The organism is Stenotrophomonas oahuensis, assembly GCF_031834595.1.
GTDB classification, from domain to species: Bacteria; Pseudomonadota; Gammaproteobacteria; order Xanthomonadales; family Xanthomonadaceae; genus Stenotrophomonas; species Stenotrophomonas oahuensis.
Genome location: NZ_CP115541.1, coordinates 809,072 through 835,194 on the forward strand (window position 1 = coordinate 809,072; position 26,123 = coordinate 835,194).

Below are 26,123 nucleotides of genomic sequence, written 5' to 3' on the forward strand. Positions count from 1 at the left end.
GGTCTGATTCTAATGGATGCGCCCCGTGCCTGCGGCGCATGTCTTTCCCGGGCCGGCTCCCGTATCCTCTGCCCATGCGTAATCGCCCTGTTGAGTGGATCCTGCGCGGCCTGTACTCGGCCGTGCTGTACATACTGCTGCCCATCACCGTGTACCACCTGGTGTGGCGGGGTTTCCGGGTGCGCCAGTACTTCCAGCGCTGGGACGAGCGTTATGCCTCCTATCCGCAATCCAGCCTGCACCCACGGGTGTGGCTGCATGCGGTGTCGGTGGGTGAGGTCAATGCGGCGGCCCCGCTGGTCAATGCGCTGCGCGCACAACGCCCGGACATCCGCTGGGTGATCACCACCATCACCCCCACCGGCTCGGAGCGGGTGCGCTCGCTGTGGGGCGATGCGGTCGACCACGTCTACCTGCCTTACGACGTGCCCGGCAGCGTCGGTCGCTTCCTGGGCCACTTCAAACCCAGCCTGGCACTGATCCTGGAAACCGAGCTGTGGCCGAACCTGCTGTTCGGCTGCCGCGACCGCGGCATTCCGGTGTACATCCTCAATGCGCGGCTGTCGGCGCGTTCGCTGCGTGGCTACCGGCTGCTGGCCCCGCTGATCGCACGGGCGTTGCGCACGGTGACCTGCGTGGCCGCGCAATCGCAGGACGACGCGGAGCGCTTCATCCAGCTGGGTGCCGAACCCGAGCAGGTGCGTGCGTTGGGCAACCTGAAGTTCGAGATTGCCACGCCGAATGTGCGTGAGTTCATGGCGAACTTCCACGCGGCTGTGCCGCCAGCGCGGCCGGTGTGGATCGCCGCCAGCACCCATGAGGGCGAAGAACAGGCAACGCTGGACCTGCACCGCCGGCTACGCGCCGAGATTCCCGATCTGCTGTTGCTGTGGGCACCGCGCCACCCGGAGCGTTTCCCGCGCGTGGAAGCATTGGCCCGCGAACAGGGCTGGAAGGTTGCCACCCGCCGCCAGGAGCAGTGGCCGCAGGCCGACACCGACGTGTTCGTGATCGATACGCTGGGTGAGCTGATGTCGTTCTACAGCTGCGCCGATGTAGCGTTCGTCGGCGGCAGCCTGCAACCGATTGGCGGGCACAACCTGCTGGAGCCTGCCGCCATGGGCACCGCCTCGGTGACCGGCCCGCACCTGCACAACTTCTCGGAGATTTCGCGACGCATGCGTGAAGCAGGGGCCGTGTTGATCGCAGACGACGTGGAAGGTGTGTATGTCGCCCTGCTGATGCTGCTGCGCGATCCGCAGGCACGCGAGGACATGGCGCGTGCGGGCTGCACGCTGGTGAGCACAGGGCGTGGGGCGTTGCAGCGCACCGTGGACCTGGTGACGCCGCAGCTGCCGCCACCGGTGGCGTGACTGGCTAGGCATATCGCCCCAATGGCTACGGATGGCAACCCTGTAGGGACGCGCCATGCGCGTCCGCGGGGTACCTCGGCATCTCGATGGACACGCATGGCGTGTCCCTACAGGGCTCCGCAGCACCACGCGTAGGGGTACTCGCCAGCGTTTCGGGTCAAACCCGCGCGTATAGGATTTCCGACGATGTAACGCGCGACATGCTCCAGCGATTCCTCCTTGCGCAACGCATGGTCGTGATACCCGGATTGCCACACCCGCCCGGCTCCCATCAACCGACTGCTGCGTGACTTGAACAGGTTCATGCAACCGGCCAGCGTCCCCGACTTCAGTTCCATCACCCAGTGCACGTGATCGGGCATCACCACCCAAGCGTATGTGCGACTGCGGCCACTGCGCTCCATGTGGCGCAGTGTCTCGATCACGATCTCTGCGTTACGGGAATGTTCGAACAGAGGCCGACGGCAGTGAACCACGGTGGTCAGAATGTAGATGCCACCGATGGCCGACTGTCGGCCCCGCTGCAGGCTTGAGCTGGACATGGGACCAAGGTCGCGCAACAGGCTCCCCTTCTGTATCGGTGATTGCGCGATTGGCGTGTAGGGACACGCCATGCGTGTCCGAGCATCCACCGTGCCCAGGCATCCCGCCGACGCGCATGGCGCGTCGCTACATCCCAGTCATGCGCGTCCATATCCCACCGCGTCCGGGCGTCCCGCTGACGCGCATGGCGCGTCGCTACACGGGCAATCAGGATTCTTCGTCCCGCGCCAGCAGGCTGCCGGCGTACAGCGCGGCCAGCAGCAGGGTGAGGCCACCCCAGAACGTGGAATAGAACGCGAGGTGGGTGTTCAACGGGAACACCGTGACCGCCAACGCCAACGCCGCCGGGCGTGCGCGATCGCGGGCAGCCAACGGCGCAAACCGCCATGCACGCCATGCCTGTGCGGCAGCAGCCAGCCACAACAACAATCCCAGCACACCGGTTTCAGCCAGAATTTCCAGCACAATCTGATGCGCGTGCAACGCGGGACCCTCGCCCCAAACATCCTGCTGCTGTGGTGATGGGTGACAGGCGGGATACGCATCGCGGAAACCGCGCGCGCCAACGCCATTGATGGGGTGCTCCTGGATCATGCAACCCGCCGCGGCCCAGATCTGCGCGCGACCGGACAAGGCCTGGTTCACGCCATCGCTTTCGCCATCCCATGCCATCGCCGTGCGCGCGATACGCTCACGCACCTGTGTTGAACCCAGCGAAAGCCCGACCGCCACCGCCCCTCCCAATGCCGCGCAGATCAGCAGGCCACGCGTACCCAGCAGCCGCCAGCCCGAGAACGCCAGCACCAGCGCGAACGTGATCCACGAGGCGCGCGAGCCGGCCAGCACCAGCACCACGCCCACGGCGGCAGCCGACACAACCCAGCCCCACGTGCCCAGGCGGCGTGCGGCGGCAAACAGGAGGAACGGCGACAGGCTGGCCAGCACCTGGCCGAACTTCAGATTGCACGGCCCCAGCACACCACTGAGTCGATCCGCAGCGGCGGCCTCGGCCGGCGTGCACAGCCCATGCCCGCTCACCGCCCACTTCAGCTGGTCCAGTGACCAGAACAATGGACTGGTGCCGAACGCGGCCTGGGCCAGTGCGTCCAGGGTCCACACGCCGGTGATGACCGCAAGGCCACCGAGAGTGAGCGCGCGCCGCTGCGGCGTGGCGACTGCGATGGCCACCAGCCACATGAAGGGTAGATAGCGCAGGCCGGCAGCCGTCTTGCGCCACGCTTCGGAAGGGTCAATCGCATCGAAAGCGGAAAACGCCTGCGGCAACCAGTAGCCCAGGAACAGGATGCTGGTCAGCGCCCACGCCGGGCTGCTCAGCAGGCGCTGCTTGCCTCGCAGACGCAGCTGCACCATGCGCACGGCGGCGTACAGCGCGCCCAGCACCAGCACGGTTTCGGCAATGCCGGGCAACGGCCACAGGGCGACGAAGGCGATGACCCACCACGGGGCCCAACGCCCGGCGCGCGCGCCCGGGGAGCCCGGTGCGCGCAGCGGCTCAGCCAGCGAGTTGGGAATAGAGCTGGAGGGTGTCACGTTGCATGGCCTGCAGGGTAAACGGAATACGCGTCGGCAGCGCTGGCGGCTGCGCCAGCAACTGCTGCGCGCGCGCCAGCAGCGCCGGTGCATCGCCCAAGGGTACCGCGCCGGAGGGTTGCAGTTGTGTCAGCAGTTCGCCAACACCGCCGTGGTTCCAGCCCAGTACAGGTCGGCCCACCGACACCGCTTCCACCACGGTGCGGCCAAAAGCTTCCGGTTTGTCGGACAGCTGCAGCACCAGATCGCTGGCCGCATAGGCCTCAGCAATGCGCGAGGTAGGTGCCGTCATCAGCACGTTCTGCGCCACGCCCAGCCGCTGCGCCTGCGCCTCCAGTTCGGCCACATAACGCTCGCGGCCGGGTTCGCGCGTGCCTGGCATCCACAGCCGCGCCGGTACGCCCGCCGCATGCAGCCCGGCCAGCAGCGCCAGCGCATGGTGATGTCCCTTCAGGCGCGTGCCGCGCCCCGGCAGCAGCAGCAGCGGCGCATCACCGTCCAGCGCCGGATGCTGCGCGGCCACGGCCAGGCGCGCACGCCGGTCCTGCCGGCCCACGCGCGGAAATTGGGCGATGTCCACGCCGCGCGGAATCACCTGCAGGCGTTCAGCGGCAACCGACGGATAGTGCTGCCGTACGAAGTCACGCACGGTGTTGGACACACAGATGACCCGCTCGCCACTGGTCATCACCGCGCTGTAGCGGCCCGGGGAGTTCAGTCCGTGCACCGTGGTCACCCAATGCGGGCGACGATCAGCCGGCAGGTTGCGCACCGCATACAGGCCCAGCCAGGCCGGCAGGCGCGAGCGCGCATGCACGATGTCGGCCCCGGTCTGCGCGAACAGGTCGCGCAGCGCGCGTACATGGCGCAGCGTCCACAGCGACTTGCGGCCGATATCCAGGGTGAGATGTTCAGCGCCGCTGGCCAGCAGCGGCTCGACCAGACGGCCACCGGCGGACACCACGATGGCGCGGTGCCCGGCCGCGACCAGCGCGGCGGCAATTTCAAGAGTGGAACGTTCCACCCCGCCGGAGTGCAGCGCCGGCAGCAGCTGCACCACGGTCAACCGGCGCACGATCGGGGAAGCCTTCTCAGTCGGCCAGCACAAACACCGAACCGCAGTACGGGCACTGCGCTTCGCCGTTGGGCTCGTCTTCGATCGGCAGGTACACGCGCGGGTGCGAGTTCCACAGCGCCATTTCCGGCGTCGGGCAGCTCAGCGGCAGTTCGCTGCGGTGCACGGTGTAGCGCTTCTCGGCATTGGCGGGCGCAGTGGCGGTATGGCTCATGGCGGAATACGGAAGTGGAGGTGCGAGGACCGCGATTCTAGCACCCAGGGCCGCCGCCCCGGCGTATCAGGGCGTGGACCGGGGCCCGTACGGATTTCACTGTTTTGCGTTTTTCCCGGGTTTAGATCGAACTAATTTCACTTGCGGCGAGGCTCAGGGTGTTGCAGGATCGGTCCCGTTCCGATCACAACCCGATCGCACGGCCCGACCCCCACCGGACCGGCCCCGCTTCACCGACCGCCTGCTGGCGGCCGGATGGGTGCCGTCTGCCTCAGGTCGCCGATGCGGGCTTTGCCCTGCTGCCTGTCCCACCGGGAGAACCCTGCATGACCCTGCCCCGCCGTCCCCTCGCCCGCCACGCCGTGCTGCCGCTTGCGCTGGCCTTCGCCTGCGCCGCCACCGCCCTGCCCGCTCTGGCGCAGGACTTCAGCACCTCGTTTGAAGCTGGCCAGCCGGCACCCAAGGCCGCTACGGGCGGTCTGCAGGTGAAGGTGGGCAACGGTCCGGCCACGCCTTATGCCGCCAAGTCCAACGCCGGCTACAGCGGCGTGCGTGCGCTGGGTTACCGCAGCAGCGGCGGGTCCGCGCGCACTGCGCTGTTCAGCACCGATGTGACCATTGGGGCCGACACCACGCTGAGCTGGATGGTGCTGCCGGAGATCGTGGGCGGCGATACCGTGGCCAGCACCTATGTCTCGCTGGACCTGGTGCTGGATGACGGCAGCCGGGTTTCCGCCAGCAGCGCCCGCGACCACCACGGCGTGGCGCTGGGCGCGCAGGCACAGGGCGACTCGAAGACGCTGTACCCGCAGCAGTGGGCGCACAAGCAGGTGCGTCTGGGTGACGTCCCGGCCCTGCGCGGTCGCCGCGTGGTGGCAGTGGAACTGGAGGTGGACAGCGCCGCACAGGCCCCGACCGCCGGCTGGATTGACGACATCCGTCTGGGCGACAGCGCCCGCAACAGCGCGCAGCGCCCGTCCGACTGGGTACTCACCACCCGCGGCACACAGTCCAACGGCACGTTCTCGCGCGGCAACAACTTCCCGGCCACCGCCGTGCCGCATGGCTTCAACTTCTGGACCCCGGTGACCGATGCCGGCTCGCTCAGCTGGCTGTACCGCTGGAACGAGCAGAACGACGCTGCCAACCGGCCGCGCCTGCAGGCACTGGCGCTGAGCCATGAGCCCAGCCCGTGGATGGGCGACCGCCAGACCTTCCAGGTGATGCCGTCGAACACGCGTGGCGTGCCGGAAGCCGACCGCAGCAAGCGCGCGCTCACCTTCTCGCGCGACAACGAAACAGCCCGCCCGCACCGCTATGGCGTGCGCTTCGACAACGGCATTGCCGCCACCATCGCGCCCACCGACCACGCCGCGCTGTTCCGCTTCGACTTCCCCAAGGGCAGCGATGCCAACCTGCTGTTCGACAATGTCGACGCGCGCGGCGGGCTGACCCTGGATCCTGCCACGCAGACCCTTACCGGCTACACCGACACCCGCAGCGGTCTGTCCAACGGGGCCACGCGCATGTTCATCGTGGCCAGCTTCGACCGCCCCTGGCGCAGCAGCGGGACGATCAAGACCGGCCGCCCGACTGGCTACGTCAAGTTCGATCCGGGCACCGAAGGCACGGTGCACATGCGCATCGCCACATCGCTGATCTCGCTGGAGCAGGCGCGGCACAACCTGGCATTGGAACTGGCCAGCGACGATGACATCGCGCGCGTGGCCGGTCGTGCCCAGGATGCCTGGGACGCGCGCCTGGGACGCTTCGACATCGGTGCGGCCAGCGACGACGAGAAGACCACGCTGTACTCCAACGTCTACCGCCTGTACCTGTACCCCAACTCCGCGCACGAGAACGTCGGCACCGCGGCCGCACCGGACTGGCGTTACGCCAGCCAGGCCAGCGCCGGCGAGGACGCCCGCGACGATGCCAGCGCCAGCCGCAGCTTCGCCCCGATCCGCGACGGCAAGGTGTACGTAAACAACGGTTTCTGGGACACCTTCCGCACCACCTGGCCGGCCTATGCGCTGTTCACCCCGGACGACGCCGGCACCCTGGTGCAGGGCTTCCTGGAGCAGTACCGCGCCGGTGGCTGGGTGGCTCGCTGGTCCTCGCCCGGCTATGCCGACCTGATGGTGGGCACCAGTTCCGATGTGGCCTTCGCCGATGCCTGGCTGAAGGGCATCCAGGGCTTCGATGCCGCCGAGGCGTACCAGGCCGCGCTGCGCAACGCCAGCGTGGTGCCGCCGGACCGGCATGTGGGCCGCAAGGGCATGCGCCAGTCCAGCTTCCGTGGCTACGCCAGCACCGACACCCATGAGGGCATGTCGTGGACCATGGAAGGGGCCTTGAACGACTTCGGCATTGCCAACATGGCCACCGAGCTCGCCAAGCGGGCCGACAGCGCCGCCGAGCGCGAGCGCTACAGCACCGAGGCCGACTACTTCCGCAACCGCGCCGGCACCTACGCCACCCTGTTCGACCCGGCCGCCGGCTTCTTCCAGGGCCGTACCGAAGAAGGAACGTGGCGGGTGGAGTCGGCGAAGTACGATCCGCGCGTGTGGGGTCATGACTACACCGAATCCAATGGCTGGACGTTTGCGTTCACCGCCCCGCACGACGGCGAAGGCCTCGCCGCGCTGTACGGCGGCCGCGAGGCACTGGGCAAGAAGCTGGATGCGTTCTTCAGCACCCCGGAAACCGCTGATACGTCACTGGTGGGCTCCTACGGCGGCGTGATCCATGAAATGACCGAAGCGCGCGATGTGCGTCTGGGCATGTATGCGCACAGCAATCAGCCGGCGCACCACATTCCGTGGATGTACCTGTACGCCGGGCAGCCGTGGAAGACCCAGGACCATGTGCGCACCATTCTGGAGCGCCTGTATCTGGGCAGCGAGATCGGCCAGGGCTACCCGGGCGACGAGGACAACGGCGAAACCTCGGCGTGGTACCTGTTCGCCTCGCTGGGCATCTACCCGCTGCGCATGGGCGCGCCGGAGTATGTGATCGGCTCGCCGCTGTTCAAGCAGGCCCGCGTGCAGCTGGGCGACGGCAAGGTGCTGACCGTGAACGCACCGGCCAACTCGCGTGAGAACCGCTACGTGCAGTCGCTGAAGATCAACGGCAAGCCGTGGACGAAGACCTGGGTGCCGCATGAGCTCATTGCCGCCGGGGCCACGCTGGACTTCGAGATGGGGCCACAGCCGTCGCGCTGGGGCACCGGCCCAGATGATGCGCCGCGTTCGCTCACTGCACCGGGTCAGCGACCGGCGGGGCTGCATGACCTGCTGGGCAGTGGTGCGAAGGCTACGCTGGCCGATGGTTCGGTGGCCGCAGATCTGATCGACAACGATGCCGATTCCGCGCTGGGCATGGGGGATGTCGGCACGGTGACGTTTACCGGGCTGACCGATGGCCAGGCCACGCTGTACACGCTGACCAGCGGTGAGAGTTCGATCCGCGCGGCGGAGTGGGTGCTGGAGGCACGTGCGGCCGGTGGCAGCTGGAAGACAGTGGACCAGCGCAAGGGCGAGGCATTCCAGTGGGCGCAGCAGACGCGGCCGTTCAAGATTGCGCAGCCGGGGAAATATGCCGAGTACCGGCTGCGGATCAAGGCGCAGGGACGTGCGGAGTTGGCCGAGGTGGAGTTGTTGGCACCCGGAGCGCATTAATGATGCAAAGCGGTGCCCCGATTGGCGCGGCGACACATGGGCGCGTGAGGACGCGTTGATCGCAATGGTGCCCCATGGATCGCCTGGCCTGGTCGGGCCCGGGGTGGCCGCGCTTTTTCAAGCGCCGCCAAGCCGGGCCACGTGGGCATATTGAGCCACTGCCGCGTTGCAGGGCGGTTACTGCTGTGCTGCGGGGACATTACCCGGTAGCTGCCGACCGTTGGTCGGCAGACCTCTGAAAAGCGAAAGGGACCGGTGCTTCGCACCGATCCCTTTCAACGCCTGACGACCAACGGTCGTCAGCTACCGGCCCATCAATTGCCGGCGTTCTTTTCTTCTTCCAGCTGTTTCCGGATTTGAGCATCCACCGCCGCAATCGCGGTCATGTTCAGAATGCGGCGCGAGGTCGCGCTGGTGGTCAGGATGTGCACCGGCTTGGCCACGCCCATCAGAATCGGACCAATCGCCACACCATCGGTGAACACGCGCACCAGGTTGTAGGCGATGTTGGCCGCTTCCAGGTTCGGCAGCACGAACAGGTTGGCACGGCCCTTCAGCGTGCTGTCCGGCAGCAGCTTCTGGCGCAGCGCTTCGTCCCACGCGGTGTCGCCCTGCATTTCGCCATCCACGTTCAGACGCGGATTGCGCTTGAGCAGCAGCGAACGCACCTGACGCATCTTCAGCGCGTCCTTGGAATCGTGGCTGCCGAAGTTGGAGTGCGACAGCAGCGCCACCTTCGGCTCGATCCCGAACAGCTTCATGCGGTACGCCGCCTGCAGGGTGGCCTCGCAGATCTGTTCGGCAGTGGGGTCTTCCTGCACGTGGGTGTCCACGAAGAAGAACACACCCTGCTGGTTGATCACACCGGTCATCGCCGAGGTCGAGGTGACCTTCGGCTCCAGCGGCAGCACGCTGCGCACATAACCGAGCTTCTTGTGGAAGCGGCCGACCACGCCGGTCAGCATGGCATCGGCTTCACCGCGTGCCACCATCACCGCCGCGATCAGGGTCGGGCGCGAGCGCATCAGGTTCTTGGCGGCAGCCACAGTGACACCACGACGGCCGGTCAGGCTGTGGTAGTACTGCCAGTAGTCATTGAAGCGCGGGTCGTCATTGATGTTGGTGACGTCGAAGTCTTCGCCGGCCTTCAGGCGCAGGCCCAGGCGTTCGATGCGCGATTCAATGACGTCCGGGCGGCCGATCAGGATCGGACGGGCAATGCCTTCGTCGACCACGTTCTGCACCGCGCGCAGCACCACTTCTTCTTCGCCTTCGGCGTACACCACGCGCTGCTTGTCAGCGCGCGCACGGTCGTACACCGGCTTCATCATCAGGCTGGTGCGGTACACGAACTGCGCCAGCTTTTCGCGGTACGCGCCCATGTCGGCCACCGGACGCGTGGCCACGCCAGAATCCATCGCGGCCTGGGCCACGGCGGCGGACAGTTCCACCAGCAGGCGGCGGTCGAACGGACGCGGAATCAGGTAATCACGGCCGAAGCTCGGGGTGTCGCCGTAAGCGGAACCCAGGTCGCTGGCCTCACGGCGTGCCATCGCCGCAATGGCGTGCACGCAGGCGATCTTCATTTCTTCGTTGATCGCGGTCGCGCCCACGTCCAGCGCACCGCGGAACAGGTACGGGAAGCACAGCACGTTGTTGATCTGGTTCGGGTAGTCCGAACGGCCGGTGCCGATCAGGGCGTCCGGGCGCACGCTGCGCGCCACTTCCGGCATGATTTCCGGGGTCGGGTTGGCCAGCGCGAAGATCACCGGGTCCTTCGCCATGGTCTTGACCATGTCGGCGGTGAGGATGCCCGGGGCCGACAGGCCCAGGAAGATGTCTGCGCCATCGACGATTTCAGCCAGGGTGCGCTTGTCGGTGTCGCGCGCGTAGCGGGCCTTTTCCGGGTCCAGGTCGGTGCGACCGGTGTGGATCACGCCTTCGCGGTCGAAGGCCAGGATGTTTTCCTTCTTCACACCGAGTGACACCAGCATGTTCACGCAGGAAATGCCTGCAGCGCCCATGCCGGTGGTGGCCAGCTTCACGTCTTCGATCTTCTTGCCGGTGACGACCATGGCGTTCAGCACGGCCGCGCCCACGATGATCGCGGTGCCGTGCTGGTCATCGTGGAACACCGGAATGTTCATGCGTTCGCGCAGCTTGCGCTCAACGATGAAGCACTCCGGAGCCTTGATGTCTTCCAGATTGATGCCGCCGAAGGTCGGCTCCAGCGAGGCAATGATGTCGACCAGCTTGTCCGGGTCGTTCTCATTGATTTCGATGTCGAACACATCGATGCCGGCGAACTTCTGGAACAGCACGCCCTTGCCTTCCATCACCGGCTTGCCGGCCAGCGGGCCAATGTTGCCCAAGCCGAGCACGGCGGTGCCGTTGGAAATGACCGCGACCAGATTGCCGCGTGCGGTGAGCTCGCTGGCCTGCTGCGGGTCGGCCATGATGGCCTCGCAGGCATGCGCCACGCCCGGCGAATAGGCCAACGACAGGTCACGCTGGGTCAGCATCGGCTTGGTCGCCGAGACCTTGATCTTGCCCGGCGGCGACATGCGGTGGTAATCGAGGGCGGCCTGCTTGAAGTCTTCGTTGGACATCGCTGTGTGTGGACGTGAATGGGCAAGAGGAACAGGGGATCATACCCCCGTTGACGGGATGAGACCTGTCGGCAGGCTGTCGCGGGGGTGCTGCGACTGCACATCGATCAGGCCGTGCGCTGGCGTATGCCAACGCAGAATGCCGGCCGCAGATGACAAAAAAGCAGGGTTACGCCGCCCAAGGGGGGAACGGCGCAACCCTGCAACGCATCACCTGCGGGGGGTAATCAGCGGGCCGGAGCCGGCAGCGGAGCCGGAGCGTCATCGGTGACCAGCGGCGGCAACTCGGCTTCGCGGCCATCCAGCGCCAGGGCCAGGCGGTCGCGGTCCAGGGCGTTTTCCCAGCGCGACACCACCACGGTGGCCACGGCATTGCCGATGAAGTTGGTCAGCGAGCGGCATTCGCTCATGAAGCGGTCCACGCCCAGAATCAGCGCCATGCCGGCCACCGGCACTTCCGGCACCACGGCCAGGGTGGCGGCCAGGGTGATGAAGCCGGCACCGGTGACGCCGGCCGCGCCCTTGGAGCTGAGCATGGCGACCAGCAGCAGGGCGATCTGGTGGCCCAGGGTCAGTTCGGTATTGGTGGCCTGGGCGATGAACAGCGCCGCCAGGGTCATGTAGATGTTGGTGCCGTCCAGGTTGAACGAGTAGCCGGTCGGAACCACCAGGCCCACCACCGACTTGCTGCAGCCGGCTTTTTCCATCTTCTCCATCAGCGACGGCAGCGCCGATTCCGAGGACGAAGTGCCCAGCACCAGCAGCAGCTCGGCCTTCAGGTAACGGGCCAGCTTGAACACCGAGAAGCCGCACAGACGGCACACGATGCCCAGAATCACTGCCACGAACAGGAACGAAGTGATGTAGAACGAACCCACCAGCCAGGCCAGGTTGACCAGCGAACCCACGCCGTACTTGCCGATGGTGAAGGCGATGGCACCGAAAGCACCGATCGGGGCCGCCTTCATCAGGATGTGCACCAGGCGGAACACCGGGGCGGTCAGGGCTTCCAGGAAGGTCAGCACCGGACGGCCCTTCTCGCCGGTCAAGGCCAGCGCGATGCCGAACAGCACGGCCACGAACAGCACCTGCAGGATGTTGCCATCCACGAAGGCGCTGACCAGGGTGGCCGGGATGATGTCCATGACGAAGCCGGTGAGGGTCAGCTCATGCGACTTTTCCACGTAGCTGTGGACCGCGGTCTGGTCCAGGTCGGCGGGGTTGATGTTCATCCCCGCGCCCGGCTGCACCACGTGCGCCACGATCATGCCCACGATCAGGGCCAGGGTGGAGAAGAACAGGAAGTAGGTCATCGACTTGGCGAAGACCCGGCCCACGGTGCGCAGGTGGGTCATGCCGGCAATGCCGGTGACGATGGTCAGGAAGATGACCGGCGCGATGATCATCTTCACCAGCTTGATGAAGGCATCGCCCAGCGGCTTCAGCGATTCAGCGAAGGCCGGCTCGTAATGGCCGAGGATCGCACCCAGGACGATGGCCACCACCACCTGGAAATAGAGCTGGCGGTAGAACGGCAGCGGCTTGGCCGCAACGGGGGCTGTGGTGGGGACGTGCATGGGAAACTCCGGCAGTGTCACGAGGGATGCCGGCCGCGGACGGCGGCATCGGGCGAGCACTTTTTACGCCCCGCGCCGCCGAACGCAGATAACCTATTGGTACTAACCCCCCGGTTCAGCTACCGCCAGTGCCTACACTGGCCCGGCACCGCGCCCCCACGGCGGCGGGTTGCCGCGCCGGCCGGGGCCTAGTGCCCCAACAGTTTTGCCGCTTGCGGCCGTTGTTGTACTGCCCATATTTTTCCAGAAGCACACTTATTCCCATGCGCCTGACCCCCCTGTTTCTTGCCCTGACCGCTCTTTCCGCCCCTGTGGCCGCCTCTGCTGCCGGCTACGACTGGGACAACTGGCCGACCAAGGTCGCCTTCAGCGACGGCACCGAACTGGCCGCCACCGGCAACATTGCCTACGACTGGAACCGCTTCTCCGACAGCAGCGGCATTGAAGATGCCGACGCCGTGCGCCGCAAGGAATTCGGTGCCACCCTGAAGAAGAAGGGCGTGTACGACGCCATGGTGTACTACGACTTCCAGTCGGACACCTGGCTGGACGTGTTCGTGCGCTTTGAAAGCAAGGCGTTCTTCGGCAAGGACGTGGGCCGCTTCCGCTTCGGCTACATGAAGACCCCGGTCGGCCTGGACGCCAACACCTCCTCGCGCGCCGGCAGCTTCGTCGAAACCGCGCTGCCCGTGCAGGCCTTCTACGAAGGCCGCCGCACCGGTGCCGAGTGGGTGCTGGAACGCCCGCAGTACCTGCTGCAGGTAGGCGCTTACGGTGGCAAGGACCTGCAGGGTGACAACCCCGGCACCACCCAGGCCGTGCGCGCCGCCTGGACCCCGTTCAAGGCCGCCGGCGACGTGCTGCACCTGGGCGTGGCCTACTCGGAAGAAAACCCGCGCGGTTACCGCGACGGCCGTGACGTGCACCACGAAGCCAGCGCCCGCCTGCGCGCGCGCCCGGAAGCCGGCCTGACCGACATCCGCCTGGTCGACTCCGGTGCCCTGGTGACCGCCGACAAGATCAAGCGCACCGGTCTGGAAGGCATCTGGATCAAGGGCCCGTTCTCGGTGCAGGCCGAAGCCCTGCAGACCACCGTCACCCGCGACGGCAAGCCGGATTACACCGGTGACGGCCAGTACGCCGCCGTGAGCTACTTCCTGACCGGCGAATCGCGCCCGTACAACGCCGGTGCCGTGGCCAACGTGAAGCCCGCCCATGCCTACGGCGCGGTGGAACTGCTGGCCCGTTACAGCCGCATCGACCTGGACGACGCCGACGTGTTCGGCGGCCGCCAGCACGACCTGACCATCGGCGCGAACTGGTACCTCACCAGCCACTTCAAGTTCCAGGCGAACTATGTGAAGGCTGATGCGAGCCGTCGTGGCGTGCACACCACGCCGGAGATGTTTGAAGTCCGCGCGCAGATGCATTTCTGATGTACCCCGGCGGGTGCGCGCAACGCGCACCCGCCAGTTCGCCGCGTAAACTTCCGGCATGTACAGCACCTCCCGCAAACGTGCCCTGCTGTTGACCCTGCTGGTCATGGTCGGCGGCACCCTGCTGTCTGCCCTGGTCGCCGGTCGCTATGCCCAGCAGCGCGCACTGGACACGGAGAGCGCCCAGGTGCGCCGCCAGCTGGATCTCTATGCACAGACCCTGCAGCAGCGCATCGACCGTTTCGGCACGCTGCCGCAGGTGATGGCGCTGGACCCGGACCTGCAGGATTCGCTGAGCCGCCCGCTGACCGAAGCCGAGCGCCAGCGTCTGAACCTGAAACTACAGCGCGCCAATAGCGTCACCCGCACCTCCACCCTGACCCTCATTGATCACCGCGGCGTAGCCGTAGCGGCCAGCAACTGGGACCAGCCGGCCAGCAACGTCGGCGAGGACTACAGCTATCGCCCGTACTACCAGCAGGCCATGGCCAAGGGCACCGGCCGCTTCTACGGCATCGGCATGACCACGGCCGTGCCGGGATACTTCCTGTCGCAGGCGATCTACGATGCCGACGGCAAACCGATCGGCGTGATCGCGATCAAAATCGAGCTGCGGGCACTGGAGCAGGAATGGCTGCAGAGCACCGACATCGTGATGGCCAGCGATGCCCACGACGTGGTGTTCCTGGCCAACGGCGACGAATGGCGTTACCGCCTGCTGCGCCCGCTGGCCCCGAATGAGCGCGCTGAGATGCTGGCAACCCGGCAGTACGCCGACCGCTCGCTGCAGCCACTGCGCAGCCGCACCCTGGACGTGCTGGCCGACGGCGGCCGCATGGTCCGGGTGGAGCAACCCGCCCTGCCCCGCCCGATGCTGTGGCAGACCTATACGCTGGAAGGCCCGAACTGGAAGCTGCACCTGCTGCACGACGCCAGCGCCAGCGGTGCCGTTGGACGCAGTACCGCGCTGGCCGCTGGCGGCATCTGGCTGGCGTTGTGCTTCCTGTCGTTGTTCATCCAGCAGCGCCGCCGTCTGGCCGCGCACCGCCAGCGCAGCCGCCGCGAACTGGAAAGCGTGCTGCAGCAGCACGCCGAAGAACTCCGCACCGCGCAGGACGGCATTCTGCAGGCGGCCCAGCAGGCGGATAGCGGGTTGAGTCGGAGCTTGGCCCACCTGCCGCAGGGCGTGGTGGTCATCGACAACGAACAGAAGCTGGTGGCGTGGAATGCGCGCTATCTGGAACTGTTCCGTTTCCCGTCTGATCTGGTGAAGGTCGGTCGCCCGATTGAGGAGATCTTCCGCTTCAATGCCCGGCGCGGCCTGCTCGGTCCCGGACCGATTGATGAAGCCATCGAACGCCGCCTCAACCACCTGCGCAGCGGACGCCCGCATATGCGCGAGAGTGAGAAAGACGACGGCACAGTGCTGGAGATTCGCGGCAACCCGTTGCCGGACGGCGGCTTCGTCACCAGCTACGCCGACATCACAGCCTACAAGAACACTGCACGCGAACTGCGTTCACTGGCTGATGCGCTGGAGCATCGCGTGGCCGAGCGCACCCGTGATCTGGACGAAGCGCGGCGTGAGGCCGAGCGGGCGAACCGCTACAAGACCCGCTTTGTGGCTTCAGCCGTGCACGATCTGCTGCAGCCGTTGAATGCGGCGCGCATGTTCGTTTCGGTGCTGCGCGGAAAGCTGCAGGGCGATGCGCGCGAGCTGAGTGAGCATGTGGATGCCGCGCTGGCGGCGCAGGATGCGATTCTTAACAGCCTGCTGGATATCTCGCGCTTGGAATCGGGCACCCTGCAGACCAACGTGCGCGCGTTTGCCTTGTCGCCGCTGCTGGAAACCTTGGCCCGCGAGTTCGGCATTGCCGCGCAGAGCCGTGGACTGAAGCTGGAGTGGGTGGACACCACGGCAGTGGTGGTCAGCGATGAAGCCCTGCTGCGCCGCATCCTGCAGAACTTCCTGTCCAATGCCCTGCGGTATACCCCGCGTGGCCGAGTGCTGATCGGCTGCCGCCGTGATGGCGACCAGTTGCGTATTGAAGTGCACGACCAGGGTCCGGGCATTCCGGAGAGCCTGCAAGGCGAGATCTTTGAAGAGTTCCGCCGGCTCAACGATGGTGTGGAACAGGAACGTGGTGCAGGGTTGGGCCTGGCGATTGTGGAGCGCATTGGTCGGCTGCTGGGCCATCGCATAGGCCTGCGCTCTACGCTCGGCAAAGGCAGCGTGTTCTGCGTGACCGTGGCACTGGGCAAGGCCGAAGCCGTGGTTACGCCGGTACCGGTGGTTGCGCCTGCCGACCCGGGCGATGAAAGCCCCCTGCGCCAGTGCCGGGTGTGGAGCATCGACGACGACCCGCGCGTGTGCGCCGCGACCCGGGCCTTGCTGGAACGCTGGGGCTGCAATGTGGAGCTGGCCGATGGGCCGCAGGCCGCGCTGGAGATTGCCTCGGCGTTCAACGTGCCGCAATTGCTGCTGCTTGATGTGCGCATGGGCGAATGGCGTGGGCCGGATCTGTATGAAGAGCTATGCGTGCTGTGGCAGGCGTGGCCGCCGGTGATTCTGGTGACGGCTGAGCGCGATGATGCGTTGAAGGCGCATGCGGCGGAACAGGGTTGGGGGTTCTTGCCGAAGCCGGTCAGGCCGCCTGCGCTGCGGGCGCTGATGACGCAGTTGCTGGTGCGGCATCGCGGGCCGGGCGGGTGATACGGGTGCGGCGTGACGGGCGTGGCCCGTCACTACACGGGACGCACCTGTAGGGACGCGCCATGCGCGTCCGCACGTGGAACGTGAACCCTCATTGCCGTAGAGCCGGGCTCTGCCCGGCTGCTCTCGATCGGAAACGCTCCTCGTGAACCTCGCATCGAATCTCATGACCCGACCACAGCTCACCACCCATCGCCTCCTCGAAGTACCCCGCACCGCCAGAGTACTCAATGCAGAAAACCTGCCCATCAACAAGCCAGACCTCCGCCGTCAGTACCCTTGAGCACAACGTCAACGTCAGTGTCGCCAGAAGCAGCTCTTCGGCACAGTCTGGAAAGGCGATCTCCGGATCGCGGAACGGCTTCCCGCTCCTGATCCGGTAAAAATCTGACTCCACACCCTTCGGCAGTCGATTCACCCGGTTGATGGATGAGACCTGCTCGTCCCACAGCCCGTGCAGCTCCGGATCCAGGCGCGACCTCACCGAATCGAGGATCAGCACCTCGAGCTCGTTGAGCTTTCTGTTTCGCCAGAGCAGATTGGAAAGAAAACGCATCATCCTTGGTTTCCGCCGTCATTGAGTTCCGGGCCGCAATGGCCGAGGACATACAGATCGTCGCAACTGCCTCTGGCCCCGGCATCGATGTCGCGACACCATCTGGGTCATCGCCGTTCGATCATACAAGCCGCCGGACCTTCCCATCATGGCAAGCCCGGAATCCCGTAGAGCCGGGCTTGCCCGGCTGCGAGCGGAGCCAGCCAACTCAAGGGCCAGATTCAATGACCAATACATGCATTGCCTGCGCCATAGCCACAGGCCAATCCCCAGCCCACATCATTCACCAGAACGACCGCATCATCTGCTTCCTCGACCACGCGCCCATCAACCCGGGCCACATTCTGATTTGTCCGCGTGCGCATCTGGCTGACCTCACTGACCTACCCGATGACCTGCTCGCCGAGATCGCCACAACAGCAAAGGCTATGGCACAGCTGCTCAAGGACAAGCTAGGCTGCGATGGTGTATCGCTGTTGCAGAACAATGGAGCGTTCAACGATCTGGGCCATTTCCATCTGCATGTCTTCCCGCGATATGCGGGTGACGGCTTCGGCTGGACGAATGCTCAGCTGAAAGCCGTCCAACCTACCAGCAAGGAGGCACTTGCGCTCCTTGCACTGATCAGACTTGGAAGGAAGGAACTTGTAGATGGCAAGTCCGCCGACGGCATCAAATTCCTGGACGAGATGGACGACTGAAGCGCCGCGCCAGACAGATCCTGAGGCCGGACGCGCCAACGCGCGTCCGGATTGTCTTAGTCGGCGCTTCTGACGGGCATGGCCCGTCACTACTTGGTTAAGCAGTTGCGCGGTCGGTTCGTGTCAATGCCTTTCATGCTCAGCGCCTACATCAGGCACAGACCCAGCGCATCGCGGCTTGCGCCCAGCGGCGAACCATGCCCGGGCCGCGCGTCCGCTGTTTCGGCGGATCAATCAACGTCAACACAATGCGCCGGTGGTTGACCCTCACCCGCACCCGGCATCCCGCGCGGTAGCCCCACTGAACCAGCCACATACCACGCAGCAGCAGCGACGGTATGGACTCGTTATCGGGAAGGAGCTGGCCAGAGGATAGCCTGACCTTTGAGATCCTGATCGTCTCTGGCGGAGCCCAGGCGAACCCATACTGCTTCTGCGTTGAATCGTCTGACTTGCAATCGCACATAAGTGATTTCTCCATCATTTTGACTTCGCCGAAACGACTGAGATTTTGTGATAGAGAGTTTTCAAGCTCCGCGCTGCCATCATGCAGCAACGGGTGCAAAAGTGCTGACTGCCCGGCCGGATGACGCCGCAGATACTGATTGAACTCATCAATGATGTGCAGGTATCGACATGCGATGTCGGTTCTGGCGCGGAATCGCGAGGTCGATGCGCCATGTGTGACGTGGTGCACTCTTTGGAACGATGCGGTGACGCGTGGTGGTTGGAGTCGCGAATGGACCGGGTCGCGGTCGACACGCTGTGGGGGATGAGGGGAGGTGGTCGGCGGGTCCGGCTTGTCGTGGCGGCTGTGGTCGGGTGCGCTGCGTTACTGGGCCGACAGGTGATATCGGCCGTCGTCTTGCGACCGACGCTACCACTCATGCGCACTTCCAGATGGAGGCTTGACTGAACGCGTCGCATGCTTTGCTGAGAGTGTCCGTATTTTTGTGTTCGGGCGACGTGGGCTGCCCTGTGACAGCCCGGCTTCTTAGTACGGGCTCCGGATAAATCGGTCCCCGTAAAGTACGGCAAATTGGTTCATCGCGTTCTTCCAGCCGTGGCTGGTGCCTCCCCAGTTGGCCGTGATGTTGCGCAGCCCCAGCCAGATCAGCTTGATCGCCGCCTCGTCAGTTGGAAAATGCCCTCGGGTTTTGATGACCTTCCGCAGCTGCGCATTAACGCTCTCGATGGCGTTGGTGGTGTAGATGACACGACGGATCTCAGGTGGAAACGCGAAGAAGGGTATGACGCGGTCCCATGACCGTCGCCATGCCTGGGGCGCCGAGGGGTAGCGTTTGCCCAGCGGCGAGGCCTCCAGCGCTTCCAGGGCCTGTTCGGCGGACTCTGCATTGATGGCCTGGTAGATGGGCTTCAGCTCGGCTGCGAGAGCCCTTCGATCCTTCCAGCCGGCGTAGTCCAAGCTGTTGCGGATGAGATGCACGATGCAGGTCTGGAGAGTGGTCGCTGGGTAGACCGCCGCCAGCGCCTCGGGCATGCCTTTAAGGCCATCGGTCACCGCTATCAGTACGTCCTCCACGCCGCGCGTCTTGAGGTCGTTGAAGACCTTCATCCAGAACTTGGCCCCTTCTGTGTTCTCGATCCAGATGCCCAGGATGTCGCGACTTCCATCAGGTAGAACGCCTAATGCCAGATAGATCGCTTTGTTGCGCACTACGCCCTCGTCACGCACCTTGACGCGCAGGGCATCAAAGAACACCACCGGATACATCAGCTCCAGCGGACGCGTCTGCCACGCCGAAATCTCTTCCAGAACCTCGTCGGTCACCGAGCTGATGAAGTCCGCCGACACGTCTGTTCCATACTGTTCAGACAGAAACGCGCGGATGTCGCGGACGCTCATTCCGCGCGCGTACATCGCGACGATCTTGTCGTCAAAACCAGTGAAACGCCGCTCGTGCTTGGGAATCAGGATGGGCTGGAAGCTGCCATCCCGGTCCCGGGGAACGTCCAGTCGCAGGGGGCCATCCTCAGTCAGAACGGTTTTGCTGGACGTTCCATTTCGCTGATTGCCGGTCGATTCCGGTCGCTCGCTTCCGGGTGGGTACCCCAGGTGATGGCCCAGCTCGCCCTTCAGTGCCCGCTCAATCAAGGCCTTTTTCAGGGCTGTGGTGATGTCCAGGATCTCGCCCGCGGTCGTCGCTCCGTTGGCAAGCTGCTCAACGAGCTCGGCAGGCAGGGTAGGCAGCTGACGGGCAGCGGCCTTGGCGGTCATTTTCTTGGGTGGCATACATGATCCTTTTCAACATGTTATGCCCGAACACAAAATTCCTGACAGTCCCGCTTTGCTTGCAAGTTTCTTCATGGATCGAAGCGCTCTGAGGGCCGTAGAGTCAGTGCGCCTGCTTGTGGGCACGTTACTCAAATCTCAACTTCGCTTGGATGCTCATGAACCTCTCGCGCAACATACTTCAGCTGTGTATCGCCGCTTCGCTTGCCTTGACACTCGGCGGCTGCTCTTCCCTGGCCTCAAAGACAAACACGCTCTCCGACGACAAGATCAGATCTCAAACCTCGGCAGCTCTGGGGTTGCAGCCTGACGAATTGACGATTGTCAGCCGCAGGACGGAAGGCACGAGTACGTACGTCAATCTGAAGACGTCCGATGGCAAGGAATTCACCTGCATGATCAGCGGTGGAAATATTCTCACGCTCGGTATAGCCAGCTCGCCCGTGTGTGGGAAAAAGGGCGAACCTCTAAGGGGCTTCTTGGGAATGTGAGCCGTTGTCCGACCAAGGGCAACGTGCACTGCGAGTAGCCGGGCACGGCCCGGCTCTACTTCAGGTCTGCACCCGCATCACCTTCCGGCTCCAGCGCCTTCACCAGCACAGCAGCCTGGGTGCGGCTGTGGCATTCGAGCTTTTTGAGGATGGCCGTGACGTGCACCTTCACGGTGTTTTCGGCCAATCCCAGTTCGTAGGCGATCTGCTTGTTGAGCAGGCCGTCGGCGAGGCACAGCAGCACGCGGAACTGCTGCGGGGTGAGCTGGGCGAGGCGTGCGGCGAGCAGGGCGTCGGATTCGCTGCGCTCCGGGGCCATGGCAGGGAACCACAGGCCACCGTCGAGAACGGCTTCCACGGCTTGGCCGATAGTTTCGGCCGGGGCGGATTTTGGAATGAAGCCGGCGGCACCGAACTGCTGGGCGCGGCGGATGACGCGGGGGTGGTCGTTGGAGGACACGATGACCACCGGGATGTCCGGGTGTGAGCCGCGTACGTGCAGCAGGGAGGAGAAGCCGCGGGCACCGGGCATGGTGAGGTCGAGTAGGACCAGTTCGATTTCGGGGTTCTGGTCGAGCGCGGTTTCGAGGGCGGAGGCGCTGGCGACTTCGATGACCCGTGCACCGGGGAGTGATTGGTGCAGGGAGTGGACGACGGCGGCACGGAGGAGCGGGTGGTCGTCGGCGACTAGCAGGGTCAGGGCATCCATGGGGGGATTGTACGGGGATGGGGGCATTTGGGTTGCCGCCGGGCAAGAGCGCGGATTCGTTTTGGGGTCATGCGTTAATGGGCCGATGGGCGTTGGCCGTCGTCTTGCGACCGACGCCACCAAAGCCCTCCACAGTTGACTCTCCTAAGCGGATTACGGGTTTGGCGGGAGCATGCTGCCGCGCCAGGCGTCGAGGAACTGGCGGCGTTTGAGGGCGTCGAGGTAGACCAGCAGGCCGGGGCCGAGCTGGATGGGGCGGTAGCTGCGTTCGGGCGCGCCGCCGGGTTGCTGGGGGCGCTGGGCGGGCAGGATCGGCATCAGGCGGGCTTCGCGGGAGAGCACCTGCTGGCCGCGGGGCGAAAGCACGTAGTCGAGGAAGCGGCGGGCTTCGTCGGGGTGGCGGCTGCTGCGCGGGATGATCGCGGTGCGCAGCACGACGAGGGTGTAGTCCTCGGGTTCGATGATGCCCAGCGGTTCGCCAGCATCAATGCGGGCCTGGGCATAGGAGCCGAGCACGTTGTACACCAATGACAGGCGGCCGCTGCTTACCGCGTCCAGCAGCACGCCGGTGCGTTCCTCCAGTTCCACCTGGTTGTCGCCGAGTGCGCCCAGCAATGCGCCAGCCATGCTGCCGCGCTGGGTGTCCTGGGTGGCCAGCAGATAGCCGACGCTGCTGCGCTGCACGTCGTAAGTACCGACCTTGCCGGCCAGCGGCGCGTCCGGGGCGCGCAGCAGTTCCAGCAGCTGGCGACGGGTATGGGGTACGCGTGCCTTGGGCAGCTGACGGGTGTTGTAGACCATGGCCACCGGCTCGTAACTGATCCCGAACGCTTCATGCCGCCATTGCGCCCAGTCCGGCAGCGCCTCGGTCTGCGCGGAGCGGTGAGCGAGCGCATAGCCGTCGTTGACCAGCTTGGTCTGCAGGTCCATGCCGCTGCTGATCAGCATGTCCGGGCCGTTGGGGCCGTTACGCTCGTTCAAGTAACGCGCGTACATGTCCTGGGTGATGATGTCTTCGTAGACGATCTCAGTGCCGGGATACAGGCGCTGGTAGTCGGCAATGACGGTGCCGAACACCTCGATGTCGGTGGACCCGTGGATGCGCAGCTGGGCCAGCACCGGGCCTTTGGCAGGAAAACGTTGAACGTCGCCGGGGGCCGCCAGCGCGGTGCCGGCGCACAGAGCCAGCAACAGGGAAACCAGAAACTTCATGTGTTTCTTCCGGGAAGTGTCAGCGTAGCCACCAGCCCACCGCCGGGCCGGTTGCTCAGGTCGATATGGCCGCCGTGGCTGTCCACCACGCGTTTGACGATGGCCAGCCCCAGCCCTGCCCCACCGGCGGCCGCGCCTTCGCCACGCGCGAAACGCTCGAACACGCGCTCGGCATCGGCGGGCGCAATGCCCGGGCCGTGGTCGGCAATGGTGAGCACGAAACACTTGCGGTCGGCGGTGAGCGCAACCTGCAGGTCGCCGGGGCCGCCGTACTTGAGCGCGTTGTCGATCAGGTTCTTGATCGCCTCGCGCAGCAGCAGCGCATCACCGTTGACGCTGGCGGCAGTGACGCCCACCGCCAACTGCACACGCGGGGCCGGACCCGCCTGCGGCAGCGCTTCGTGCAAGGCCTGATGTACCGTTTCCACCAGGTCCACCGGGGCGAAGCGCTGCAGGTTGGAGCGATGAATGACGCTGGCGTCGCTGAGCAGCTGGTTGAGCAGGCGGCTCATATGGGTGGCATTGCGCTCGATGGCGACCAGGCTGCGGCGCATGTCCTCGGGGTCGTCGTCGTCCAGCGCCAGCTGCGCCTGCGCGCGCAGCGCGGCCAGCGGGGTGCGCATCTGGTGCGCAGCCTCAGCCATGAACGCACGCAGGGTTTCGTTGCTGCTGGAAAGCCGGCCCATGAAGCGGTTCAGTGCGGCCACCATCTGGTCCATTTCGCGCGGCACGCGTGCGTCCAGTGGACTCAGGTCGGACGGCTCGCGGCGTGACAGCTCGCGCTCCACTTTCACCAGCGGCCGGAACGCGCGGTGCACGCCGAACGCAACCAGCGCCAACGACAGCAGCGAAAGCACGCCAATGGCGATCAGCGAGCGGTTGACCATGTCCTGCGCCAAGGCCTCGCGTGCGCGCCGGGTCTGGCCGACCTGCACGCGCACTTCCACCTGGGTGGATGGCGAGGACACACGACGCGACACCACCACGAAGCGCACGGTTTCACCGCTGTACTGAGCATCGAACAGCTGCGGCTGGTCCGTCGGTTCACGCGGCGGCGCAGGCAGGTCCTCGTAGCCGGTCACGGTCTGGTTGTGGGCGTCAAACACCCGGTAGAACACGCGGTCTTCCGGAGCCATCGACAGCAGATCAAGCGAGGCGTACGGCAGATCCACCTGCCACTGCGCCTCCACCAGCGCAACCGAGTCGATGATGGACAGCGCGGACGACACCAGCAGGTGATCGTAGGAACGGTTGGCGGCACGCTGGCCGTAGTCGCGCGCGGCGAACAGCAGCGCCACCGCGAACACCGCCAGCAGCGCGCCCAGATACAGCGTGAGCGTGCGGCGCAGGGAACCGGGCGCGGCCTCAGCGGCTGCCATCGCTGCCCTCTTCCGCCGCTTCCAACATGTAGCCACTACCACGCACGGTGACGATGCGGACCGGCGCATCGGCCAGCTTGCGACGCAGACGGCCCACATAGAGCTCGATGGCATTGGGACCGGCTTCATCGTCGAAGCCGAACAGGCCGTTGGCGATTTCATCTTTGCCGACGACCTGCCCCAGCCGCCCCATCAGGATTTCCAGCAGGCGGAACTCGCGGTTGGGCAATTCAATCGGCGTGCCATCCAGCGACACACGGTGCGAAGCGTTGTCGAACTGGAAGCCGCCAATCTGCACGACTTCGCTGGCCTGCCCGCGCGCACGCCGCAGCAGCACGCGACAGCGCGCCTCGAATTCGCGGAAATCGAACGGCTTGCCCAGGTAATCATCCGCGCCCACGTCGAGCGCCTGCACGCGGTCTTCAATGCCGTCGCGCGCGGTCAGCATCAACACCGGCGTGGCATCGCCGCGCTCGCGCATGCCGGCCAGCACGCGCAGGCCATCCAGCTTGGGCAGGCCGATATCCAGCACCACCAGGTCGAAGCTCTGGTAGCGCAGCACGCTGGCGGCGGCGAGGCCGTCGTTCTGCCAGTCCACCGCGTGGCCGCTGCGGCGCATGCGGCGGACGATGGCGTCGGCCAGGTCCGGGTTGTCTTCCACCAGCAGAATGCGCATCGGGTACGAACGTTCAAAGGTGCCCAGATGCTAGCGCGTAGCGGGCCTTCCGTGGTTACGCTGCGCCGCAACAATGGCTGACAGGTGGATGACAGCTTCCCGGTACTAGGCTGCGCCATCCCACCTCCCCCACGGTGCGGATGTTTCGACCTACAACGTACCTGGGAGGGTGCATGTCTCTTGATTTCCTGCGCTGGCGCGGGCTGGCCGCCTGCACCCTGATGATTCCCATGGCTCCGCTGTGGGCTGCCGAAACGGCCGATGACGTCCGCCCGGTCACCGCCACCTTTGGCGGCCGCCTGCACCTTGACTTCGCCGACTTCGACAACGACAGCCGCGGCACCCCGAACAAGGATGACACCGAGGTCCGCCGTGCCTGGCTGGATATGTCCGGCAGGTTCTTCGTGGTCGACTACAAGCTGGAAGCCGACTTCTCCGGCGACCGTGTTGAGGCCAAAGACGTCTACGTCAGCCGCGACTTCAGCGGCGGCAAGCTCACCGTGGGCCAGTTCAAGCAGTACTTCTCGCTGGATGACCGCACCGGCTCCAACTACGGCAGCTTCCTGGAACGCGGCAACGCCGGCACCACGCTGGCCCCGCTGTACCGGCTGGGTGCGTCCTGGCAGGCGGCCCGCAACGACATGACCTGGGCGGCCAGCGCCTACAGTCTGGAGAGCATTGATGCCTGGCAGGTGAAGGGCCGCGCGGCCGGTGGCCGTGTGACCTGGGCTCCCGGGGCCACTGCAGGCGACGTGCTGCACCTGGGCCTGTCGCTGGCGCACGAGCGCTACGATAACCCGGGCGGAAATGGCGTGCCGGGCCTGAAGATCCGTCCGCGCCCGGCCGGACACCTGAGCGACAACAGCCGCCTGACCCTGGTTGATTTTTCGGCCGGTCGCGACACCGACGTCAACAAGTGGTCGATGGAATACGCGCAGGTGCGCGGCCCGATCTCCTGGCAGGGCGAGTTCAGCGGGGCGTCCTTCGACGACGGCCTGCAGCGCGGCAAAGTGTTGGCCGGCTACGGCATGCTCAGCTGGTTCGTCACCGGCGAATCGCGCGCGTACGACAGCAAGACCGGGCGCTTTGCACGGGTGAAGAACATCCAGCACAAGGCCGGTGCCTTCGAACTGGCGCTGCGCTACGACCAGATGCGCGGCGACCAGCACCTGATCGGCCAGCCCGACCTGCGCGACGGCCGCACCGAAGCCTGGACCTTGGGCGGCAACTGGTACATGCGCCCGAACCTTCGCTTCATGTTGAACCTGATTGACAGCCGTAACCGCGACCAGCTTGCGGGCGCCACGGTTGACCACACCCGCGCGGTCACCGGCCGCCTGCAGTTCGATTTCTAACCCCTCGTTACAAGGAGTC

20 protein-coding genes are annotated in these 26,123 nt (G+C 65.6%); 7 read left to right on the top strand and 13 right to left on the bottom strand.

What is annotated here, in order from left to right:
- Window positions 1–74: 74 nt before the first annotated feature.
- A complete protein-coding gene (gene waaA / locus PDM29_RS03535) occupies window positions 75–1,373 on the top strand; it encodes a lipid IV(A) 3-deoxy-D-manno-octulosonic acid transferase (protein ID WP_311192512.1) in 1,299 nt (432 codons plus the stop codon).
- Between the two features lie 107 nt (window positions 1,374–1,480).
- On the opposite strand, the gene PDM29_RS03540 is transcribed toward waaA, so the two are convergent.
- The 4 genes from PDM29_RS03540 to PDM29_RS03555 all read right to left on the bottom strand — a co-directional run bounded on the left by PDM29_RS03540 (window position 1,481) and on the right by PDM29_RS03555 (window position 4,756).
- Window positions 1,481–1,915 (bottom strand): REP-associated tyrosine transposase, encoded by a 435-nt coding sequence (locus PDM29_RS03540; RefSeq protein WP_311192513.1) that lies wholly within the window; start codon window positions 1,913–1,915, stop codon window positions 1,481–1,483.
- A 208-nt stretch (window positions 1,916–2,123) separates the two neighbouring features.
- Window positions 2,124–3,449 (bottom strand): O-antigen ligase family protein, encoded by a 1,326-nt coding sequence (locus PDM29_RS03545; protein WP_425508742.1) that lies wholly within the window; start codon window positions 3,447–3,449, stop codon window positions 2,124–2,126.
- Window positions 3,430–4,542 (bottom strand): glycosyltransferase, encoded by a 1,113-nt coding sequence (locus PDM29_RS03550; protein WP_311192514.1) that lies wholly within the window; start codon window positions 4,540–4,542, stop codon window positions 3,430–3,432. The genes PDM29_RS03545 and PDM29_RS03550 overlap by 20 nt, the downstream gene beginning before the upstream one ends.
- Window positions 4,543–4,558: 16 nt before the next feature.
- Window positions 4,559–4,756, bottom strand: a complete 198-nt coding sequence (locus tag PDM29_RS03555; RefSeq protein WP_057497568.1) for a zinc-finger domain-containing protein — start codon at window positions 4,754–4,756, stop codon at window positions 4,559–4,561.
- Between the two features lie 326 nt (window positions 4,757–5,082).
- Here PDM29_RS03555 and PDM29_RS03560 point away from each other — a divergent pair, with 326 nt between their 5' ends.
- Complete coding sequence (locus PDM29_RS03560) at window positions 5,083–8,436, top strand: GH92 family glycosyl hydrolase (protein WP_311192515.1); 3,354 nt, start codon at window positions 5,083–5,085, stop codon at window positions 8,434–8,436.
- 314 nt (window positions 8,437–8,750) lie between these two features.
- Here the strand turns inward: PDM29_RS03560 and PDM29_RS03565 are convergent, their stop codons facing one another.
- Both PDM29_RS03565 and PDM29_RS03570 read right to left on the bottom strand, forming a co-directional pair.
- The gene (locus PDM29_RS03565) at window positions 8,751–11,045 is read right to left on the bottom strand and encodes an NADP-dependent malic enzyme (protein ID WP_311192516.1); all 2,295 of its coding nucleotides are present in this window, start codon (window positions 11,043–11,045) and stop codon (window positions 8,751–8,753) included.
- Window positions 11,046–11,272: 227 nt separating this feature from the next.
- Window positions 11,273–12,622: a dicarboxylate/amino acid:cation symporter gene (locus tag PDM29_RS03570; RefSeq protein WP_311192517.1), complete on the bottom strand. Its 1,350-nt coding sequence runs from the start codon at window positions 12,620–12,622 to the stop codon at window positions 11,273–11,275.
- A 263-nt stretch (window positions 12,623–12,885) separates the two neighbouring features.
- Here PDM29_RS03570 and PDM29_RS03575 point away from each other — a divergent pair, with 263 nt between their 5' ends.
- Window positions 12,886–14,058 carry an OprO/OprP family phosphate-selective porin gene (locus PDM29_RS03575; RefSeq protein WP_311192518.1) on the top strand — a complete coding sequence of 391 codons (1,173 nt, stop codon included), beginning with the start codon at window positions 12,886–12,888 and terminating at the stop codon, window positions 14,056–14,058.
- A 58-nt stretch (window positions 14,059–14,116) separates the two neighbouring features.
- Window positions 14,117–16,771 carry a hybrid sensor histidine kinase/response regulator gene (locus tag PDM29_RS03580; protein WP_311192519.1) on the top strand — a complete coding sequence of 885 codons (2,655 nt, stop codon included), beginning with the start codon at window positions 14,117–14,119 and terminating at the stop codon, window positions 16,769–16,771.
- 91 nt (window positions 16,772–16,862) lie between these two features.
- On the opposite strand, the gene PDM29_RS03585 is transcribed toward PDM29_RS03580, so the two are convergent.
- Window positions 16,863–17,330 (bottom strand): hypothetical protein, encoded by a 468-nt coding sequence (locus tag PDM29_RS03585; protein ID WP_311192520.1) that lies wholly within the window; start codon window positions 17,328–17,330, stop codon window positions 16,863–16,865.
- A 221-nt stretch (window positions 17,331–17,551) separates the two neighbouring features.
- On the opposite strand from PDM29_RS03585, the gene PDM29_RS03590 reads away from it, so the two are divergent.
- Complete coding sequence (locus PDM29_RS03590; RefSeq protein WP_311192521.1) at window positions 17,552–18,028, top strand: HIT family protein; 477 nt, start codon at window positions 17,552–17,554, stop codon at window positions 18,026–18,028.
- A 151-nt stretch (window positions 18,029–18,179) separates the two neighbouring features.
- Here the strand turns inward: PDM29_RS03590 and PDM29_RS03595 are convergent, their stop codons facing one another.
- Complete coding sequence (locus PDM29_RS03595; RefSeq protein WP_311192522.1) at window positions 18,180–18,725, bottom strand: SymE family type I addiction module toxin; 546 nt, start codon at window positions 18,723–18,725, stop codon at window positions 18,180–18,182.
- 297 nt (window positions 18,726–19,022) lie between these two features.
- On the bottom strand, window positions 19,023–20,282 hold the full coding sequence (locus PDM29_RS03600) for an IS256 family transposase (RefSeq protein ID WP_311190592.1): 1,260 nt from the start codon (window positions 20,280–20,282) through the stop codon (window positions 19,023–19,025).
- Between the two features lie 158 nt (window positions 20,283–20,440).
- Between PDM29_RS03600 and PDM29_RS03605 the strand changes: the two genes are divergently transcribed.
- Window positions 20,441–20,773, top strand: coding sequence for a hypothetical protein (locus tag PDM29_RS03605; RefSeq protein WP_311192523.1), 333 nt, complete (start codon window positions 20,441–20,443; stop codon window positions 20,771–20,773).
- Between the two features lie 55 nt (window positions 20,774–20,828).
- Here PDM29_RS03605 and PDM29_RS03610 read toward each other — a convergent pair whose 3' ends face one another.
- The 4 genes from PDM29_RS03610 to PDM29_RS03625 all read right to left on the bottom strand — a co-directional run bounded on the left by PDM29_RS03610 (window position 20,829) and on the right by PDM29_RS03625 (window position 24,749).
- Complete coding sequence (locus PDM29_RS03610; RefSeq protein ID WP_311192524.1) at window positions 20,829–21,482, bottom strand: LuxR C-terminal-related transcriptional regulator; 654 nt, start codon at window positions 21,480–21,482, stop codon at window positions 20,829–20,831.
- A gap of 153 nt (window positions 21,483–21,635) precedes the next feature.
- The gene (locus PDM29_RS03615; RefSeq protein WP_311192525.1) at window positions 21,636–22,694 is read right to left on the bottom strand and encodes an ABC transporter substrate-binding protein; all 1,059 of its coding nucleotides are present in this window, start codon (window positions 22,692–22,694) and stop codon (window positions 21,636–21,638) included.
- Window positions 22,691–24,073, bottom strand: coding sequence for a sensor histidine kinase N-terminal domain-containing protein (locus PDM29_RS03620; RefSeq protein ID WP_311192526.1), 1,383 nt, complete (start codon window positions 24,071–24,073; stop codon window positions 22,691–22,693). Before PDM29_RS03620 ends, PDM29_RS03615 begins: the two co-directional genes overlap by 4 nt.
- The gene (locus PDM29_RS03625; protein ID WP_311192527.1) at window positions 24,060–24,749 is read right to left on the bottom strand and encodes a response regulator; all 690 of its coding nucleotides are present in this window, start codon (window positions 24,747–24,749) and stop codon (window positions 24,060–24,062) included. Before PDM29_RS03625 ends, PDM29_RS03620 begins: the two co-directional genes overlap by 14 nt.
- Before the next feature lie 173 nt (window positions 24,750–24,922).
- Here PDM29_RS03625 and PDM29_RS03630 point away from each other — a divergent pair, with 173 nt between their 5' ends.
- Window positions 24,923–26,104 carry an OprO/OprP family phosphate-selective porin gene (locus PDM29_RS03630; protein WP_425508712.1) on the top strand — a complete coding sequence of 394 codons (1,182 nt, stop codon included), beginning with the start codon at window positions 24,923–24,925 and terminating at the stop codon, window positions 26,102–26,104.
- Window positions 26,105–26,123: the final 19 nt, after the last annotated feature.